The organism is Sphaerisporangium sp. NPDC005289 (genome assembly GCF_040607455.1).
In the GTDB taxonomy this organism is placed as follows: Bacteria; Actinomycetota; Actinomycetes; order Streptosporangiales; family Streptosporangiaceae; genus Sphaerisporangium; species Sphaerisporangium rhizosphaerae.
Genome location: NZ_JBEXGS010000013.1, coordinates 98917 through 116761, shown reverse-complemented (window position 1 = coordinate 116761; position 17845 = coordinate 98917). Strand labels below are relative to the sequence as shown.

Annotated in this window: 12 protein-coding genes; 9 read left to right on the top strand and 3 right to left on the bottom strand. The window is 73.0% G+C overall.

Annotation, left to right across the window (positions count from 1 at the left end; genetic code table 11):
- The first annotated feature begins 1 nt into the window (after position 1).
- Positions 2-619, top strand: a complete 618-nt coding sequence (locus ABZT47_RS23110) for a hypothetical protein (protein WP_354845558.1) — start codon at positions 2-4, stop codon at positions 617-619.
- Here ABZT47_RS23110 and ABZT47_RS23105 read toward each other — a convergent pair.
- On the bottom strand, positions 616-1398 hold the full coding sequence (locus ABZT47_RS23105; protein WP_354845555.1) for a helix-turn-helix domain-containing protein: 783 nt from the start codon (positions 1396-1398) through the stop codon (positions 616-618). The two genes, ABZT47_RS23110 and ABZT47_RS23105, sit on opposite strands and share 4 nt — an antisense overlap.
- A 286-nt stretch (positions 1399-1684) precedes the next feature.
- Between ABZT47_RS23105 and ABZT47_RS23100 the strand changes: the two genes are divergently transcribed.
- From ABZT47_RS23100 to ABZT47_RS23080, 5 genes are all read left to right on the top strand, one after another.
- Positions 1685-2914 (top strand): serine hydrolase domain-containing protein, encoded by a 1230-nt coding sequence (locus ABZT47_RS23100; protein ID WP_354845552.1) that lies wholly within the window; start codon positions 1685-1687, stop codon positions 2912-2914.
- A gap of 176 nt (positions 2915-3090) precedes the next feature.
- Complete coding sequence (locus tag ABZT47_RS23095) at positions 3091-4266, top strand: homogentisate 1,2-dioxygenase domain-containing protein (protein ID WP_354845549.1); 1176 nt, start codon at positions 3091-3093, stop codon at positions 4264-4266.
- Positions 4267-5126: 860 nt separating this feature from the next.
- On the top strand, positions 5127-6332 hold the full coding sequence (fahA, locus tag ABZT47_RS23090) for a fumarylacetoacetase (RefSeq protein WP_354845915.1): 1206 nt from the start codon (positions 5127-5129) through the stop codon (positions 6330-6332).
- Between the two features lie 214 nt (positions 6333-6546).
- A complete protein-coding gene (locus ABZT47_RS23085) occupies positions 6547-6978 on the top strand; it encodes an NfeD family protein (protein WP_354845546.1) in 432 nt (143 codons plus the stop codon).
- Positions 6979-6980: 2 nt separating this feature from the next.
- Positions 6981-8075, top strand: coding sequence for an SPFH domain-containing protein (locus ABZT47_RS23080; RefSeq protein ID WP_354845543.1), 1095 nt, complete (start codon positions 6981-6983; stop codon positions 8073-8075).
- A gap of 231 nt (positions 8076-8306) precedes the next feature.
- Here ABZT47_RS23080 and ABZT47_RS23075 read toward each other — a convergent pair whose 3' ends face one another.
- Positions 8307-10115: a YfjP family GTPase gene (locus tag ABZT47_RS23075; protein ID WP_354845540.1), complete on the bottom strand. Its 1809-nt coding sequence runs from the start codon at positions 10113-10115 to the stop codon at positions 8307-8309.
- Positions 10112-12118 carry an ABC transporter gene (locus tag ABZT47_RS23070; protein WP_354845537.1) on the bottom strand — a complete coding sequence of 669 codons (2007 nt, stop codon included), beginning with the start codon at positions 12116-12118 and terminating at the stop codon, positions 10112-10114. The genes ABZT47_RS23075 and ABZT47_RS23070 overlap by 4 nt, the downstream gene beginning before the upstream one ends.
- A gap of 533 nt (positions 12119-12651) precedes the next feature.
- Between ABZT47_RS23070 and ABZT47_RS23065 the strand changes: the two genes are divergently transcribed.
- The 3 genes from ABZT47_RS23065 (at position 12652) to ABZT47_RS23055 (ending at position 17792) form a co-directional block, all read left to right on the top strand.
- The gene (locus ABZT47_RS23065) at positions 12652-13944 is read left to right on the top strand and encodes a condensation domain-containing protein (protein ID WP_354845535.1); all 1293 of its coding nucleotides are present in this window, start codon (positions 12652-12654) and stop codon (positions 13942-13944) included.
- Between the two features lie 78 nt (positions 13945-14022).
- On the top strand, positions 14023-16509 hold the full coding sequence (locus ABZT47_RS23060; RefSeq protein ID WP_354845532.1) for an ATP-grasp domain-containing protein: 2487 nt from the start codon (positions 14023-14025) through the stop codon (positions 16507-16509).
- On the top strand, positions 16506-17792 hold the full coding sequence (locus tag ABZT47_RS23055; RefSeq protein WP_354845530.1) for an MFS transporter: 1287 nt from the start codon (positions 16506-16508) through the stop codon (positions 17790-17792). The genes ABZT47_RS23060 and ABZT47_RS23055 overlap by 4 nt, the downstream gene beginning before the upstream one ends.
- The last annotated feature ends 53 nt before the right edge of the window (positions 17793-17845 follow it).

Genomic DNA, 17845 nt, shown 5'->3' with positions numbered 1-17845 from the left:
CATGGATGAGCTCAAGGCCATGTGGAGCACCATTCCGCCGGCCACCCCCACGGAACTCGCCGGAGCGCGGCAGCGGCTGCTCGACGGGATGCGCCCGCGGCAGCGCCTCGTCACCGGTCCCCGGCTGCTGGTCGCGGCCGGTGTCGCGGCGGCGCTCCTCATCACGCCGCTGGTCGGCGGAACGGGGAACCCCGCCTATGCGGTGGCCGAGAACCCGGACGGTACGGTCGCCGTGACCGTCAACGAACTGCGCGACCCCTCGGGGTTGGAGGCCAAGCTGGGCGCGGCCGGCATCACGGCCGATGTGACGTTCCTGGCCGCGGGCACGCACTGCGCGGCTCCTCGTTTCGCCGGCGTGGACGGGACCTACGGCGGGTCGCGCGCCGCGGGAGCGGATGATTTGCGTTCGATGGTGGAAGGGTCGCGTTCGTACAACGCCGTCCGGGTGACCTCTGTACGGACGATCCGGATCTCTCCCCGCTACATCAGGCCGGGCGAGACCCTCGTGGTGGAGTTCCGCGAGAACCGCAACGCACAAGTGCCCTGGCGGCTCGGCGCCTGGCTGGCTCAGGCGGGCTCCTCCGTCAAGCCGTGCACGCCGGTCGAAGACCCGCATTAGGGCGGCGGTCGCAGGGCGGGGGCGATCCCGGGATCGCCCCCGCCCACCGGCGTCTCCGGGGTCTGGGTGCCGCGGGTGGCCATGTTCTGCCGCCACTGGTCGATGACCTGGCGGAATGCCTCGCTCACGAGGGCGAGCAGTTCGGTGGAGGACTGGAAACGGGCGCCCGCGGGGGTCGCCGCTCCGAGGATCTCGGTCCCGCGGCGCGACGCGGTCGCCAGGGCGTCGTTCATCTCCAGAGACGCGATGAGGGACCGGAGCCAGATCTCGTCGTCGATGACATAGCGTTCGCGCCGCGCGCCGGGAGCCCGCTCCCTCCTGAGCATTCCCTGCTGCTCGAGGAAGGCTATGGCGTGCGAGATCGACGCCGGGCTGACGCGGAGCCGCTGGACCAGGTCGGCGGCGGTGAGAGCGCCGGCGTCGGTGATGTACAGGCAGGCCAGCACCCTGGCCTCCATGCGGGGCAGGCCCTGTTCGACGAGGAGAGCGGTGAAGGACTCCGCGAAGTCCCGCACCGCCTCAGGATCACGCCCATGGCCGCCATCGGAGATCGGCGGAGCCGCGGGCCGCGCCTGCTTGTGCCGCCGCGCACGGTGCCGGGTGGCCTCGTGCGCCCGGTCCGCCCCGTAGTCGTCGGGTCCGCCGTTGCGGGTGACCTCTCGCATGATGGTCGACGCGGGCCGTCCCAGCCGCCGGCCGATCTCCGCGTATCCGAGCCCCTCGGCCAGGCCTGCGGCGATGTGCCGGCGGTCCTCGGGGGTGAGTCTGCCTCCGGGCATCGGTGCCGGTCTCCCATCTGTCGACGTGCGCGGGCGCTCCGCACGCACACCCGCCGCACAGTATGCGTTCACTCGCCGCCCATTGCAATGCCAGTACCGGTCGTCCATTGCGTTCAGCGTCACACTCATTGCAAAGATGGCATCCATATCCCTGATGTGCAGGCAGAAGAAGCCTTCACTCCTCGTTGACGAATATGTGAACGCAATGTAGTGTCGCAGACGTTCAGCGATTGCCGAACGATGGTGAACACCGGCGGATCGAACGCCGCACATGAGGAGATCCACGATGGGAAACGGCAACGGCGGCTTCTCCACCACGGGGCTGCGCAGGCTGCGCGAGGTGCTGGAGCGGCATGTCGACTCCGGGAAGATCCCCGGGCTCGTCGCTCTGGTCGGCCGGGGCGACGAGACGCACGTCGAAGCGATCGGAACGATGCGCCATGACGGCGGCGCGCCGATGCGCCGGGACACGATCTTCCGCATGGCCTCGACGTCCAAGCCGGTCACGGTCGCGGCGACGATGGTGCTGCTCGACGAGTGCAGGCTGCGGCTGGACGACGTGGTGGATCCGTGGCTGCCGGAGCTCGCCGACCGGCGGGTGCTGAAGCAACTGGACGGCCCGCTGGACGACACCGTGCCGGCGCGGCGGCCGATCACCGTCCGCGACCTGCTGACCTCCACGTTCGGCCTCGGCATGGACATGACGTCACTGGGCACTCCCATCATGGGCGCGATCTTCGAGAAAGGGCTCACGCCCGACCTGCCGACGCCGATGCCCGAGCCGGACGAGTGGATGCGCCGCCTCGGCGAGCTGCCGCTGATGCACCAGCCCGGGGAGCGCTGGCAGTACCACATCAGCAATGATCTGCTCGGCGTGCTCGTCGCCAGGGTCACGGGCCGGTCGTTCGAGACGTTCCTGCGCGAACGCGTCTTCGGCCCCCTGGGCATGAAGGACACCGGTTTCCACGTACCCGACGACCAGATCGACCGGATGCCGACCCTCTACGCCCCCGACCCGCGGAGCGGAGAGTTCACCGTGTGGGACGAGGCCAAGGGAGGACGCTGGAGCCTGCCTCCGGCCTTCCAGGGCGGCGGCGGCGGACTGGTCTCCACCGCCGACGACTACCACGCGTACTTCCGGATGCTGCTCGATCACGGGATGCACGGCGGCGAGCGCATCTTGTCCCGGCCCGCGGTCGAGCTGATGACCACCAACCGCCTCACGCCCGAGCAGCAGGCCGTCCGAAGCGCCATGGCCACCGAGAACGTCCACCTGTCGTTCGGCCAGGGCCAGCACGGCGGCTGGGGCTTCGGGATGGCGGTGCGCACCTACCGCGGCGACTACGCGCCCATCGGCCAGTTCGGCTGGGACGGCGGAAGCGGCACCTCGACCTACGCCGACCCGCGGAACCGGCTCACCGGAATCCTGCTCACCCAGGTCGGAATGTCGGTCCCCGATTCCGCGCGGCTCATCCACGACTTCTGGACCACGGTGTACCAGGCGATCGACGCCTGACCCGGCCCTTGGCCGAACGCGCGACCGCCTGACGATCCCCACCGTCGCGTGCGTCCCAGATCAGGGCAATGTCCCAGGTGTGGCGGCGTGGGCAGGTTGACATCGTTCCGGGGATGGCGGATCGTCGTACGTATAGAGGACATCGCTGTCCGATATGCGTACGCCAGGAGGGGACGATGCCGTACTACCGCACCGTCGGCGAGGTGCCGCGCAAACGCCACATCCAGTTCCGCAAGCCCGACGGCGGCCTGTACGCCGAAGAGCTGATGGGCGAGGAGGGCTTCTCCTCCGACTCCTCGCTGCTCTACCACCGGCACCTGCCGACCGCGATCGTCAAGGCGGAGGCCGTGCCGGACATGGTGCGCACCGCGCTGTCCCCGAACCTCCCCCTGTCGCCGCGCCACTTCCGCACCCAGAACCTGCCCACCGGCGGCGACCTGGTCACCTCGCGGCAGCCGCTGGCCGGCAACGCGGACGTCCGCATGTCGTACGCGGCCGCCGACCGGCCCAGCGAGCTGTACCGCGACTCCAAGGGCGACGAGTGCGTCTACATCGCCGGCGGCCGGGTGCGGTTCGAGTCCACCTACGGGGCGATCGAGGCCGGCGAGGGGGACTACGTCGTGATCCCCACCGGCACCATCCACCGGTGGGTGCCCCTGGACGGCACGACGGTGCGGGCGCTGACCATCGAGGCGTCCGGGCACATCCGGCCCCCCAAGCGCTACCTGTCGCAGTACGGCCAGTTCCTGGAGCACGCTCCCTACTGCGAGCGCGACCTGCGCGCGCCGTCCGAGCCGCTGACCGTCGAGGACGCCGAGACGCCCGTCCTGGTCAGGACCCGGGGCGGGCTGACCCGGCTGACCTACGCCCACCACCCGTTCGACGTGGTCGGCTGGGACGGCTGCCTGTACCCCTACGCCTTCAACATCGCCGACTTCGAGCCGGTCGTTAAGCGCACCCACGCGCCGCCGCCGGTGCACCAGACCTTCGAGGGCCCCGGTTTCGTCGTGTGCTCATTCTGCCCGCGCCCGCTGGACTTCCACCCCGAGGCCGTGCCGATCCCCTACAACCACCACAACGTCGACTCCGACGAGTTCATGTTCTACGTCGGCGGCGACTACACCGCCCGCAAGGGGTCGGGCATCGACATCGGCTCCATCTCGCTGCACCCGGCCGGCTTCACCCACGGCCCGCAGCCGGGCGCCGTGGAGGCGGTCGTCGAGGCGGTGCGGCAGGGCCACACCATGACCAGCGAGCTGGCCGTCATGGTCGACACCTTCCGGCCTCTGGACCTCGGCGACGCCGCGCTCGCGTGCGAGGACCCCGGTTACGCCTGGACGTGGGCCCGATGACGGACACGGCGGCGGCGCTCTTCGGCGTCCTGGTCGACGACGCCGGCCTGTTCCCGCCCACGTCGCTGCCCATGTCGCGGGCGCTGGCCCGGCACTACGCCGACCAGGACGCGGGCGACCCGATGCTCACCCACCGCCTGCTGTGCCCGGCGAGCCGGCTGGACGAACTGCGCGCCGAGCTGACCCGTCCCATACGGCTCGGCGTCATCGTGGACACGCCCGAGCCGCCGGACCTGGCCGCCCTGGCGACCGCGGACCCCGCCCTCACCGTCGACTGGTTCGAGGCGCCGCTGCCCCCGGGCTCCACCCTCGCCGCCGTGGCGCGGCGCCTGCTCACGCGGGCCCCAGGCGGGCCGCGCGAGGCGGCGACAGAAGCGGGCCCGGCGGTGCGGCTGTTCGTCGAGGTGCCCCCCACCGACCTGCACCAGGCGCCCCCCGGGGTCGGCCTGAAGGTCCGCTGCGGGGGCGCCGCGCCCGAGAACTACCCTTCCACGCACGAGCTGGGGGCCTTCGTCCGCGCCTGCGTCGAGCAGGGCACCCCGTTCAAGGCCACCGCCGGGCTGCACCACGCCGTCCGGCACCCCGACCCGAGCCTCGGGGTCTACCGGCACGGGTTCCTGAACCTCGTGCTCGCCGTGTGCGCGGCCGTCCAGGGACGCGACCCGGTGCCCGTCCTGGAGATCATGGACAAGGCCGAGCTGGTCTCGCTCGTCCGCGCCACACCCGTGGAGGTGGCGCGGCGCGCCAGGGAGCTGCTGGTCTCCTACGGGTCGTGCAACACCGCCACACCGGCCGAAGACCTGCGCGCGCTCGGGCTCGCCGTCGACCGCGGCCCGGCCGTGACCGTCAGAGAGGACAACGTGACCGCCACCTGGGTGCCCGGCGCCGACGCGACGCCCTACACCGTCGCCAACCTGCCCTACGGGGTGTTCTCCCGTCCCGGCGAGCCGGCCAGGGCCGGCGTGCGCATCGGCGACCACGTCCTCGACCTCGCGCCCGTGCTGCACGACGAGGTGTTCGCCACCGGGAGCCTGAACGCCTTCATGGCCAGGGGACGCACGGCGTGGCAGGACACCCGGCGGCTGCTGCAGCGGCTGCTGTCGGCGGACGCCAAGGAGGCGCCGGCCAACCGGGCGGCGCTCGAACCGCACCTGATCCCGCTGCGCCAGGTGCGGCTCCATCTGCCGGTGGAGATCGGCGACTACGTCGACTTCTACTGCTCGCTGGAGCACGCGACCAACGTCGGCCACATCTTCCGGCCCGGCGGCCAGGCGCTCATGCCCAACTGGCGGCACCTGCCGGTCGGCTACCACGGCCGGTCCGGCACCGTCGTGGTGTCGGGCACGCCGGTCACCCGCCCGCGCGGCCAGCGCGTCGCCACGCCGGACGGCGAGCCCGTCCTCGCGCCCACCGCCAAGCTGGACATCGAGGCCGAGCTGGGATTCGTCGTCGGGACGCCGACGCGGCCGGGCGAGAGCGCGGGCGACTTCGCCGACCACGTGTTCGGCGTGACGCTGCTCAACGACTGGAGCGCCCGCGACATCCAGGCGTGGGAGTACGTCCCGCTCGGGCCCTTCCTCGGCAAGTCGTTCGCCACGTCGGTCTCGGCCTGGGTGACCCCGCTGGAAGCGCTGGAGGCCGCCCGTGTCCCCGGCCGCGCGCAGGACCCCGAGCCGCTTCCGTACCTGCGGCGGAGCGAGCCGTGGGGCCTGGACATCAGCATGGAGATCACGCTGAACGGCGAACCGGTGTCGAGCCCGCCGTACCGCGAGATGTACTGGACGCCCGACCAGATGCTCGCCCACCTGACCGTGAACGGCGCGTCTCTGCGCACCGGCGACCTGTACGCGAGCGGCACCGTCTCGGGGGACGAGCCGGCGCGGCGCGGGTCCCTGCTGGAGATCACCTGGAACGGCGCCGAGCCGATCAAGCTGTCCGACGGGCAGTCGCGGTCCTTCCTGGAGGACGGCGACACCGTGACGATCACCGCGACCGCTCCCGGCGCGGGCGGGACGCGCATCGCCCTCGGGGAGGTGACGGGCACGATCCTGCCCGGCCCCGCGTGAGATGACGGGCATGATTCCACCCGGCCCCGCCTGAGGTGACGGGCACGCTCCGCCTGATGGGGCGCACCACCCCGGAGGGGGTCATCGCGAGCCCTGCCGCGATCCGGGCGCCGTGACTCATTTGTCATGCCGCGCCCGGAAAAACGGAGCTACCGTGGGTTTCAGGAACCACCGGAGCCCGGAACGCGTTCTCATTCATAGGAGGGCCGGGGCTATGGAGTCATGGATCTTCTGGTTGATACTCGCGGCGGCGCTGGGGGCGGCCGAGCTGTTCACCCTCACCGCCGCGCTCGGCCTGCTGGGCGCCGCGGCCCTGCTGACCGCCGCCGTCGCCGCGATCGGCCTGCCGACCGGCATCCAGCTCGCCGTGTTCATTCTCGGCTCCATATCGGGCCTGGTCGTCCTGCGTCCCATCGCCCAGCGCCACATAAAGCAGCCGCCGGTCCAGCGCTTCGGCGTGTCCGCCCTGGTGGGCAAGGCCGCCTATGTCACCCGCGAGGTCACCGGGATGAACGGGCGGGTGCGCATCGGCGGGGAGGAATGGTCGGCCCGCGCCTATGACGAGACGCTGGTGATCCCGGCGGGCGCGACGGTGGACGTGATCGAAATCGAGGGCGCTACCGCGCTCGTGTATCCCCGGGAGTGAGCATGGACGCCGCATTGATCGCCGGAATTCTGATCGTCCTTCTCGCGGTGTTCACCGTCCTGCGGTCGGTCCGCATCGTCCCGCAGGCCAGGGCGGGGAACGTCGAACGCCTCGGCCGCTACTCGCGCACCCTCGGGCCCGGCCTGAACTTCGTGATCCCCTACATCGACCGGGTCCGGCCGCTCATCGACCTGCGCGAGCAGGTGGTCTCCTTCAAGCCGCAGCCCGTCATCACCGAGGACAACCTCGTGGTCGACATCGACACGGTGCTGTACTTCCAGGTCACCGACCCGCGCGCCGCCGCGTACGAGATCGCCAACTTCATCCAGGGCGTCGAGCAGCTCACCGTCACCACGCTGCGCAACGTCGTCGGCGGCATGGACCTGGAGAAGACCCTCACCTCGCGCGACACCATCAACAGCCAGCTACGCGGGGTGCTCGACGAGGCCACCGGCAAGTGGGGCATCCGGGTGAACCGGGTGGAGATCAAGGCCATCGACCCGCCCAAGACGATCAAGGAGGCGATGGAGAAGCAGATGCGCGCCGAGCGGGACAAGCGCGCCGCCATCCTGACCGCCGAGGGTCTTCGCCAGTCGCAGATCCTCACCGCCGAGGGCGAGAAGCAGAGCGCGATCCTGCGCGCCGAGGGCGACCGCACCGCGGCGATCCTCAAGGCCGAGGGCCAGTCGCAGGCCATCGACGAGGTGTTCCAGGCCGTCCACCGCAACGACCCCGACCCGCAGTTGCTCGCCTACCAGTACCTCCAGGTGCTCCCGCAGCTCGCGCAGGGCCAGGGCAACACCTTCTGGGTGATCCCGAGCGAGGTCACCTCGGCGCTGCAGGGCGTGTCGAAGGCGTTCACCGAGTCGCTGCCGAGGTCCGCGGCGACCCGCGAGGTGACCGAGGGCAAGACCGCCGCCCAGGCCGAGGCCGCGCAGGCGCAGAGGGCCGCCGAGGAGGCCATCGCCGACGCCGAGGAGTCCGGCCCCCGCGGCATCACCGCCGGCGCGTCCTTCCCCGACCCCCTCGCCGCTCCCGCCCCCGCCCCCGCCAACCAGACCGTCCGCCCCAGCCCGAACAACACTCCCGAATCCTGAGCTCACACCGGTTCGGCCCCTGGGCGGTCCATTTGGGGGGAGCCTGAGACGGCTCCCCTGACCGTCCAGCACCGAACGTCGGCTATCGCGCTGACCAGAGACCTCCACCGGACGCGACTTCCCACTCCGGCCACATGCCGAAGATGATCGGCGCCGGGTCGGCGGGTCGTGGTACGGCGATATCGGCGCCTGCTACGGCGCCCCGCCCGGTGAACGTCCGTGGACAGCCCACTAGCCGCGGGCGGTGGTGAGGAGTTCGGCGAAGCGGCGGGCGCGGTGGAGTTCGTCCCGTACCGGGTCGAGCACCAGCTCGCGGCCGACCTGGTCGACGCCGCCCCACAGCGCCCGCCGGGCCTTGCGCGCCCGGCGGGCGCCGCCCACGGCCGCCGCCGCGCGCGACAGCAGGGCGATCAGCAACCCGGCGAGCACGCCGCCGACGAGCAGGACGGTCGGCCAGGGGACGGTGTCCAGCGTCGGGGTGGGGACCTCGGGGAACCGCAGGTAGTCCATGACGAACAGCGCGAACAGCCACAGGGCCCCGGCGAGCATGGCGGTGAACACCAGCCACTGGAGCACGCCCACGGCCCGCCACCACCGGGGCCGCCGTCCGGCGCCCATCGAGGTGGTCGCCACCGCGCGGTCCAGGGTCTCGGCCAGGTCGTCCGCCCGTGACCGGGCCGCTCCGCGGACGACCGCCGCCCACGGCTCGGGCAGGTCCGCGGAGGCGGCCGAGCCCACATCCCTGATCGCGGTCTCCATGCGGGACCGCTGCACGCCCGAGGCCGCCGGGATGGACGTACGCCCGCCGGCGGCGGCCGAGGCCCCGCCCAGGTGCAGGCGGCGCAGGGGGTCGGGCCGCAGCCGGCGCAGCCAGCGGGTGACCGGCCAGCCGGTGGCCGCGACCGACCGGTGCCGGTGGGCCTTGCGGACGGCCTCCACGACGGTGGGAACGCCCGCGGCCTCCGCGAGCGCGGCGGTCAGCGGCCGGGACAGCTCGTCCGGCAGTGCCTTCTCCGCGGCCTCGGCCCGCCGTTCCAGCGCCCGCGACGCCTCGGCCCACGTCTCCGGCTCGCCCGGCGGCGAGGCCGCCTCCGCCGGGACGCCGGCCGTCAGGACGCCGGAGGAGGCGCCGGCGGTCAGGACACCGGAGGAGGCGGCGCCGTCCGTCGGGATGCCGGAGGAGGAGGCGCCGTCCGTCGGCACGCCGGCGGTCAGGACGCCGGAGGAGGCGGCGGCGAGGACGTCGGCGGCCTGCCGCACGTCGGCCTCCAGGCGCGCGGTCCAGGCGTGCCGGTCGGCCACCCGCCTGGCCAGCGCCGACCGCAGCTCGGCGACGCCCCTGCCCTCCCGCACCGAGGTCGCGACCACCGGGACCCCGGACAGCCCGTCCTCCTCCAGCAGCCGCCGCAGGTCGCGCACGCAGCGCTCGGCCGCGGGCGGGGACAGCCGGTCCACCTGGTTCAGCACGATCAGCATGACGTCGCGGTGCCGCCGCAGCGGGCGCAGGTAGCGCTCGTGGACGGCCGCGTCGGCGTACTTCTGCGGGTCCAGCACCCACACGAGCAGGTCGACCACCGAGACCAGGCGGTCGACCTCCAACCGGTGGGCCGCCTCGATCGAGTCGTGGTCGGGCAGGTCGAGCAGGACGAGCCCGGACAGCGTGCCGTCCATCCCGCCGTCCTCGCCGACCGTGTGGCGACGCGGGACCTCCAGCCAGTCGAGGAGCGGTCCGGCGCCCTCGGGGTCCCACATCGCGGCCTGCGCGGTGGAGGTGGTCGGCCGGGTCACCCCGACCGTGGCGAGCGAGGTGCCGGAAAGGGCGTTGAAGAGCGAGGACTTGCCGCTTCCCGTGGCTCCGGCGAGGGCGACGACCGTGTGCTCGACCGACAGGCTCCGGCGCGTCCCGGCCCGGGCGACCACGCCGGCGGCCCGCGCGACCGCCGCCGCCTGCAGCCGTCCCTCGGCCAGCTCGGCCGCCTCGGCGAGCGCGGCGAGCCGGTCGTCCAGCGGCACGCTCTTGGGCCGCCTCAGGACCTTCACGACCGGTCCCCCGAGCGCGGCCGGACGGCGGCGCCGGGCGGCTCATCCCGGACGGGCGGCGTGTCCCGGACGGGCGGCGCGTCGCCGGGCGGGCCCTCGGAACGAGCCGCGTCCTGCCGCACCGAGCCCTCGGAACCGGCCGCGTCCTGCGCCGAGCCGTCGGAGCGGGTGGCGTCCTGGGGCGTCCCTGGGGCGGGAACGGCCTCCTCGGGCGTCCCGGGAGTCCTGGAAGTCCCGGGCGGGCCGGTGAGGGCCGCGTCCTCCGGGGAGCCGGTGGGGCGGGTGGTGACCTCGTCGCGGTGGTCGCGGACGGCCTGGGCGGCGCGGCGCAGATCGGCCGAGACCTGCTCGGGCAGCTCGACGCCCTCCAGCAGCGAGGTGAACCGCGCGGCGTCCTCCTCCAGCAGCACGCTCACTCGTTCGCGAAGGTCGTCGCGCGCGGCCTGGGTGAGGGCGCGCACGGCCTGGTCGCCGAACACCGCCTCCAGCAGCTTCTGGCTGAGCACGCTCGTGCCTCCCGCGATGCCGACCTCGATGCCGGTCAGCCCGCCGGTCGAGGCGAAGACCATGAGCATGAGCAGCAGCCCGAGGCCGTTCAGGCTGAACGAGGCGAGCCGCGCGGTGGTGCGCTTCTCGGCCCCCTCCTTGGCGACCAGGTCGAGCACGTACGCCTGCCAGGCCCGCACGGCCGAGGCGGCGCGGTCGGGCAGCGTCGAGGACGCGCGGCCGAGCCGCCCGGCCGTGACCGCGCCGGCGCGCTCGATGACGTCACGGCCCGAGGGCATGCCCGACCACGCCTCCAGCGTGCGTTCGGCGGCGGCGTCGGCGGCGGACCTGATCAGCGACTCGACCCCGGTCTCCAGGGCGACCCGCAGCCGGGTGTCGGGCGGCGGGGTGCCCATGAACGCGGCCACGATGCGCTCGCGCAGCCAGCCGATGCGCGACTCCAGCGAGCGCATCAGGTCACCGGTGCCGATGAAGTCCTGCCAGCGGGTGAGCACCTCGCCGCGCAGCAGCGAGCCGTCGCGGATGCCGTCGTCGAAGGTGGCCATCGCCGCCCCGTACGCCGACTCCACCGACAGCCGCAGGTCGGCGAGCCCGGCCCGCTGCCGGTCGGCCTGGTCGGCGAGGGCGGGTACCCGGGCGGCGACGCTGTCCAGCGCCCCGGACAGCGTCCTGCGCACGACCTCGGCCCGTGCCTGGGCGTCGGCCGCGATCGCGGCCAGCCAGCCGCGCACCTCGCGGACGGCCTGTTCGGGCAGGCGGGCGTTCTCCTCGGGCAGCGCCACCTCCGGGACGGTGAACAGCGGCGTCCCGCCCAGGCCGTTGGCGTCCAGCAGGCGGGTGAGGTGGGCGGTCACCGGCTCCAGCGCCTCCTGGGGGACGCGGTCCAGGACCACCGCCAGGGCCGTGCTGCGTTCGCGCGCGCTGCGCAGGAAGCCCCACGGGACCTCGTCGGCGTACCGGGCGGCGGTGGTGACGAACAGCCACAGGTCGGCGGCGGCCAGGAGCTGGGCGGCGATCTCGCGGTTGGCGGTGACCACCGAGTCGATGTCGGGGGCGTCGAGCAGCGCCAGCCCGGCCGGCAGGGTGCCGGCGGTGACGATGCGCAGCGTGCCCGGCTCGCCGCGTCCCCGCCCGGTCGTCCTGGCCAGGCCGGGCAGCACGTTCTGCGTGGTGAACCATGCCTCGTCGGCGGGACTGGCGACGAGGGTGGGCGCGAGCGTGGTCGGGCGCAGCACGCCCGGCTCGGTGACGTCGGCGGAGGCGAGGGAGTTGACCAGGGTCGACTTGCCCGCCCCGGTGGAACCGCCCACCACGGCCAGCAGCGGGGCGTCCATGGCGGCGACGCGCGGGAGCAGGTAGTCGTCGAGCTGGCCTCTCAGCTCCTTGAGGGCACGACGATGCGACGCGACGTCCCCGATCGCGAGGGGGAACAGATCGCGATCGAGCTGACGTCGCAGGGCCGTAAGGGCCGTGAGCAACCCGTTGTTCCCTGCCATACGACCGGTCATGCCCCAGCGGGGACAAGGTATCCCCACCGGCCGCCAACGAGTGGGCACGGCGCGGTGATCGGCCCGCCGCCGGACGTCCGGCCGGCCGGCCGTCGGTAACGGTCTCACATTCGGCCGGTGTTTCACGTGATGACGCACTATTGTGAGAAGAGATTCCCGGTTTGGGCGCGAGCCAAGGCCCCGATACCGGGCAGCCGGAATACCGGGTCGAGCGGCATCCATAGCGTCGGCTCATACCCATTGGTAGCGGCGAGCGCCCACCAAAAGCATCGATTGTCATAATCTGAGATCAAAGCAGGTAATCTGTCCGTCTCAGCTGCTGAGAACATTCTGTTCCGCAGCGGGGGCGCTGCGTTAGCGTCTTCGCGGAAGCAAGACGGTGAGCCCGTTCGCCCCCGGCGACAATTCTTTTCGCTTTCTTCCTGGGCGACGAAGACGACGCCCTCCGCGAGGCATTCGGGCGGCCGGGCCGCTGCCTGTGTGCTCCTCAAAACCCATTTGTTTCGGTGAGGTTTCAGGTCGTGGAGCATCTGTCGGTCATTCGCGCGCCGTTGACATTCGGCCAGCTTTCCTTATGGCGATCGATCCAAAGGCTTCCCCCGGAGGCCTGTAATCTGCCGCAGATCTGGACGCTTCCGGACGGCGCGAGCCTGGCTTCGGTCGAGCAGGCGCTGGAGGCGCTGGAGCGACGCCATGAGTCGCTGCGCACCCGCTACGAACCCGCAGGCGAGGGCGACCTGGTCCAGGCCGTCTGGCCGCCCGCGCCGATCCACCTGGACACCATCGACGGAGACGACGACCCCGTCCGCGTGGCGGAGGAGGCGGCCGAACGGGCCGGGGCCGATCCTTTCGACCTCGCGGTGGACCGTTCCTGGCGCGCCCGCGCGGTGACCGTGGAGAAGGTTCCCGTCCGTCTGGTCATCTGCTTCCACCACATCGCCGTGGACGCGTGGGCCATCAACCAGCTCCACCAGGAGTTCCTCGCGCTGCTGGACGGGCTGAGCATCCCCGAGCCGGCGCCCAGCGGCCGGGAGCTCGCCGCCGACCAGTGGTCGCCGGAACGGGAGCGCCGCCGCAGAGCGGCACGCAAGTTCTGGACGGGCGTCTTCGAGGCGGCCCCGGCGATGGAGCGGGAGCCCGGGACCGACGGGCCCGAGGGCAGGGCGGCGCTGTCCACCCGCTGGGCGCGGCTCGGCTCCAAGGAGGCGGCCGACGCCGCCGGCCGCATCGCCGACCGGCTGACGGTCTCGCTGCCCTCGGTGGTGCTCGCCGCCTTCTGCCTGGCCGTCCACCGCCGCACCGGCCGCGACCGGCTGCTGGTGGCGGTCTACGCCCACAACCGCAGCGACCCCCGCTGGGAGACGCTCGTCGCCGCCCAGAACCAGATCGTCCCCCTGCTGGTCGAACCGAAGGCCGGGGAGGACTTCGACGAGCTGGTGCGCCGGGTCCACTGGGACTCCCTGCGCTCCTACCGGCACAGCGTGTACAACGTGGACGACGTGCTGGAGGCCGGACGCGCCCACGGCTACACCGGCTCGGTGAACGGCACCTTCGAGGGGTCGGTCAGCGGCTTCTTCCGCTACTTCTTCAACTACCTCGGCCGGTACCAGCAGGAGCACACCTCCGTCGACGAGGAGATCCGCACCGGCACCGCCGGCCGCAACATCGGAGCTCCCCTCTACCTCCAGGTGCAGGACGGGGAGGCGCTCACCTGCACCCTGCGCGAGAACTCGGCCGGCACCGGTTTCGACGAGGTCACCGGACTGCTGCTGCTCCTGCGGGACATCCTGGTCGCCGCCGCCGATCCCGAGTAGGCGGCGCCCCTCCCGCCGCGCAAGGCCGTCCCGCACGTCCGCAGACCGATCGTCGTCCGTCAACCACAGGGAGGGTCGGTGCCCGACCAGATCATCGTCATCCATCGATGGAGCGACCGTTACGCGGACTACGCCTCCTACGCCGACCACGACGCCCTCCACGTCAGTTATGTGACGACCGGCCGTGCCGCCGGTTCACTGCCGGAGGGGGCCGCGGCGGTGCGCATCGTCCGCAGCACGGAGGACGGCAAGGAGGTGCGGGCCGCCGTCGCATCCCTGGTCGAGGAGTTCGGCCGGCCGGCACGGATCATCGCGCTGCACGAGGTCGACCTGGACATCGTGGCCGAACTGCGCGGGGAACTCGGCGTCCCCGGAGAGACCCCGGGCGAACTCGCCCCCTTCCGCGACAAACTGGTCATGGCGCGGCGCCTGGCCGAGGCCGGCGTCCCCGTGCCGGCCACCGCGCCCGCGCCGGACCGGGCGGCGGTCGCCGCCTTCGCCGCCCTCCACGGCTGGCCGCTGCTGGTCAAGCCGGTGCGCGGCACCGCGAGCGCCGGAGTGACCCGCCTCGCCTCCCCCGCGGAACTGGACGCGTACGCCTTCCCGCGCGACATGCCGATGCTGGTGCAGCCATACCTGCCCCACGACATCCTGCACGTGGACGGCGTGTCCACCGGAACGGGCCTCGGCGCCTGGCGGGCGTCGCGTTACGTCAACACCTGCCTGGAGTTCACCGAGGGGCTGGCCCTCGGCTCGGTGGAACTGGACGATCCGCCGCTGATCGAGGCGGTGGGCGCGTTCACCGGCCGCGTGGTGCGCGCCCTGTCCCGAGACCCGTGGGTGTTCCACCTGGAGCTGTTCCTGTCGGGGGCGCCCGAGGCGCCCGAGCTTCAGGTGCTGGAGGTCGGCGCGCGCCCCGGCGGCGCGGAGGTGCCGTTCGTCTGGAAAGAGGTGCATGGCGTCGACCTGATGGCGGCCGCCTTCGCCCTCCAGATGGGCGAGCCCCTGCCCGGCGCCTGCCGCTCCCTGAGCGGGACGGAGTGCGGCGGCTGGTTGCTGGTGCCCACTCCGGTCGCCCGGCCGTGCCGGGTCGTCGCCGCGGGGCCGCGACCGTCCGGCGGGGAGCGGGCCGGCCGGACGGCGGACGGCGAGCACGCGGGTCCCTACGCCGAGCGCGTGCCCGTGGTCGGCCGGACGCTGGCCGGCCACGCCGGATACGAGCACTCCGGCGCCCGGTTCCGCTACCGGGGCGCCACCACCGCCGAGGTCGAGGCGGCGATCCGCCGGACGATCACCGACTTCGACTTCCGCTGCACCCCGGTCGACCCGGACGCGCCCGAGCGTGTCGTGCTCGTCGGCAGCGGCGGCCGGGCCTACCGGGAGTACGCGTTCGCCGACGCCGCCGCCCGCTGCGAGGTGACGCTGGTCGCCGCCGCCGAACCCACCTGGCAGTCGGGTTACCTCGCCGGTCACCGCACCGTGGCCGACTCCGGCGCGGACGCGCTGACCCGGGCGGTGGGCCAGTGCGTCGCCGGCGCCCCGGGCCCGGCCGGCGTGTTCACCTGGGACGAGGTGCTGCTGGAGGTGACCGCCGCCGCCGCGGCGCGGCTCGGCCTGCCGCACATGTCCCCCTCCGCGGCGCGCAACTGCCGTGACAAGCTCGCCACCCGCCGGCTGCTGCGCGAGGCCGGGCTTCCCGGCGTCCGCTTCGCCCACGTACGAAGCCGGGAGGAGGCGCTGAGGGAGGCGGACGCCATCGGGTACCCGGTGGTGGTCAAGCCGCGATCGCTCGCGGGCAGCGTCGGCGTGGTGATCGCGCACGACGCCGGCGAGCTGACCGAGGTGTACCACCACGCGACCGAGGCGGCCTACCCGGGCCTTGACCCCCTGGACGGCCTGCTGCTGGAGGAGTTCCTGTCCGGGCCGGAGATCAGCGTCGACTCCGTCGTCCACGACGGGGACGCGCGGCCGGTGAACGTGGCCCGCAAGCGGCTCGGCTTCGACCCCTTCTTCGAGGAGGTCGGCCACCTGGTCTCGCCCTGGCGGGCCGAGCCGTGGGCGGACGACCTCATCGACCTGCTGGCCGAGGCGCACCGGGCGCTGGGCGTGCAGACCGGCCTCACGCACGCGGAGGTGCGGCTCACCGCGGCCGGGCCGCGTCTGGTCGAGCTCAACGGGCGCCTCGGCGGCGACTTCATCCCCTACCTCGGCAAGCTGGCGACCGGCGTCGACCTGACCGCCGCGGCGATCGACCTCGCCCTCGCCCTGCGGCCCGAGGCGGGACAGTCCCGCGACATCTGCGCGGAGGTGCGCTTCCTCTACCCGCCCCAGGACGGCGTGGTCGGCTCCCTGGAGGTGTCCGACGCCGCGGCCGTGCCGGGCGTGGTGGAGGTGGTCCGGCTCGCGGAGCCGGGCGCGCGACTGCTGCTGCCGCCGCGCGGCGTGGTGCCGCGCCTGGCCGCCGTGATCGTCACCGGGGACACCCCCGGCGACTGCGGGCGGGCGCTGGACCGGGCGTCGGAGCTGGTGCGGGCGGAGATGGAGCCGATCGGGGGCGCCTCGTGAGCGGTTTCTCGAACGCGCTGCGGCGCCTGCTCGGCAGCTACATCCTGCCGAGCAGGGACGGCCGCCTCATCGTGGCCGCCGTCGTGGTCTACGCCACCGGCAGCGGCCTCTACCTGGCCGGCGGCACCGTCTTCCTGGTCAAGGGCGTGGGGCTGAGCACCGCGCAGGTCGGCACCGGCCTCACCGTCGCCGGCCTGGCCGGGTTCCTCACCACGGTGCCGGTGAGCATGCTGGCCAGGCGCTTCGGGCCGCTGCAACTGCTGCGCATGGTGCAGGTGTGGCGGGCGGCCTGGCTGGCCGCCCTGGCCTTCGCCGACAACGTCTGGACCTTCACCCTCTTCGCCTCCCTGTTCATGATCTCGCAGGGGCCGGTGCTCCCCATGGTCCAGCTCGTGGTGGGCGCCGTCGCCGGCGAGCGCGACCAGACCAAGTCGCTCGGGGTCATCGGCTCGGTCTCGAACGTGGGCATGTGCCTGGGCGCCCTGGCCGCCGCGCCGTTCCTCAGCCTCGGCGGCGTCTGGATGCTCCGGTCGATCCTGCTGATCGGCGCCCTGTGCTGCATCGCCTCCGCCGGGCTCTTCGGCCTGCTCCACGTCCGGGTGGCGGCCCCCGCGGACCGGCCCGCCCGCTGGCACAGCGGCCTGCTGCCCGTCCTGCGCGACCGCCGCTACCTCGCGCTGACCACCGTGAACGGCGTGCTGTTCCTGCACACCGTGCTGTTCGGCATCGGCCTGCCGCTCTGGCTGGTGCAGTCGACCGACGCCCCGCCCGGCCTGCTCAGCGGCCTGATCACGGTGAACACGGTGCTGGCGATCACCCTCCAGGTCCACTTCGCCAAGCGGGTCGGCGACTCGCGCGGCGGCACCCGGGCGCTGCGCGGCGCCGGCGTCACCCTGGCGGCCTCCAGCCTGGTCCTGGTCGCCTCGTCGTACTCCCACGCCTGGCTGACGATCACCTTGCTGGTCGTCGCCACCATCTTGCTGACCTGCGGCGAGATGCTCCAGGCGGTCGGCGGCTGGGAGCTGTCCTACCGGCACGCGCCCCCGGACCTGCGCACGGAGTACCTCTCGGTGTTCAGCCTCGGCGGGGCGGCCGTGGGCATCGTCGGCCCGGTGCTCCTGGCCGTCGTGCTGGGCCTCGGGACCTCGGGGATGGTCGCCCTGGCCGCGCTGTTCCTGCTCACCGCGGCCGCCGCCACCGTGGTGGGCGCGCGGCTCAGGCACGCGGAGCGCCACGACGCGCTCGAACAGGAACCGGAACCCGATGAGCCCGCCGTGGCGTGACCGCGGCCCCGCCACGGGGCGGGCAGGAAGTCCGCTCGCCCAGCCCGAACGAA

Bases quoted from the DNA above. Each gene is read 5' to 3' on its own strand.
- ABZT47_RS23110 (WP_354845558.1), top strand. From the start codon at position 2: ATGGATGAGCTCAAGGCCATGTGGAGCACCATTCCGCCGGCCACCCCC.
- ABZT47_RS23105 (WP_354845555.1), bottom strand. From the start codon at position 1,398: ATGCCCGGAGGCAGACTCACCCCCGAGGACCGCCGGCACATCGCCGCA.
- ABZT47_RS23100 (WP_354845552.1), top strand. From the start codon at position 1,685: ATGGGAAACGGCAACGGCGGCTTCTCCACCACGGGGCTGCGCAGGCTG.
- ABZT47_RS23095 (WP_354845549.1), top strand. From the start codon at position 3,091: ATGCCGTACTACCGCACCGTCGGCGAGGTGCCGCGCAAACGCCACATC.
- ABZT47_RS23085 (WP_354845546.1), top strand. From the start codon at position 6,547: ATGGAGTCATGGATCTTCTGGTTGATACTCGCGGCGGCGCTGGGGGCG.
- ABZT47_RS23080 (WP_354845543.1), top strand. From the start codon at position 6,981: ATGGACGCCGCATTGATCGCCGGAATTCTGATCGTCCTTCTCGCGGTG.
- ABZT47_RS23070 (WP_354845537.1), bottom strand. From the start codon at position 12,118: ATGGCAGGGAACAACGGGTTGCTCACGGCCCTTACGGCCCTGCGACGT.